This is a genomic window from Mycobacterium venezuelense, assembly GCF_054919535.1.
The window spans coordinates 1-1,105 of record NZ_JBONDW010000054.1 but is presented as its reverse complement, the minus strand read 5'-3'; the positions used below and the strand labels follow the sequence as shown (position 1 = coordinate 1,105).

At 65.8% G+C, this 1,105-nt stretch carries 1 protein-coding gene; it reads left to right on the top strand.

The window, feature by feature from the left end; translation table 11 throughout:
* The coding region (locus ACRCUN_RS34145) for an NAD-glutamate dehydrogenase domain-containing protein (protein ID WP_462146025.1) at nt 1-1,105 on the top strand (1,105 nt) is incomplete at both ends.

Sequence of the window (1,105 nt, the reverse complement as noted above, 5' to 3'; positions counted from 1 at the left end):
CTGGTCAGTTTGGACACCGATCGGGTGTTGCGGGCGTTCGCGTCGTTGATCCAGGCGACGTTGCGCACGAATTATTTTGTGACGAGTGCGGATTCGGCGCGGGCGCGGAATGTGGTGGCGTTCAAGCTCAACCCGGGGTTGATCGATGAGTTGCCGTTGCCGCGGCCCAAGTTCGAGATTTTCGTGTACTCGCCGCGGGTGGAGGGGGTGCATCTGCGGTTCGGGTTCGTCGCGCGGGGCGGGTTGCGCTGGTCGGATCGCCGCGAGGATTTCCGCACCGAAATCCTGGGTCTGGTCAAGGCGCAGGCGGTCAAGAACGCCGTCATCGTGCCGGTCGGGGCCAAGGGCGGGTTTGTCGTCAAACATCCCCCGGTGCCCACCGGCGATGGCGCGGTGGATCGCGAGGCCACCCGCGCTGAGGGGGTGGCGTGTTATCGGTTGTTCATCTCGGGGCTGCTCGATGTCACCGACAATGTCGACAAGGCCACCGGTGCGGTGCTGACCCCGCCGCAGGTGGTGCGCCGCGATGGGCAGGACGCCTATCTGGTGGTGGCCGCCGACAAGGGCACCGCGACGTTTTCTGATATCGCCAACGAGGTGGCCACCTCGTATGGGTTTTGGCTGGGGGATGCGTTCGCCTCGGGCGGGTCGATCGGCTATGACCACAAGGCGATGGGCATCACCGCCAAGGGGGCCTGGGAGTCGGTCAAACGCCATTTCCGGGAGATGGGTGTTGACACCCAAAGCCAGGATTTCACCGTGGTCGGCATCGGCGATATGAGCGGGGATGTGTTCGGCAACGGCATGTTGCTGTCTCAGCACATCCGGTTGGTGGCCGCCTTCGACCACCGCCACATTTTTCTCGACCCCACCCCCGACGCGGCCGCCTCGTGGACCGAACGCAAGCGGTTGTTTGAGTTGCCGCGCTCGTCGTGGGAGGACTACGACCGCGCGGTGATCAGCGAGGGCGGCGGGGTGTACAGCCGCCAGCAGAAGTCGATCCCGATCAGCCCCCAGGTCCGGGCCGCGCTCGGGATCGAGGCCGACGTGGCCGAGTTGACACCGCCGGCGTTGATGCGCGCCATCCTGCGCGCCCCGGTCGATC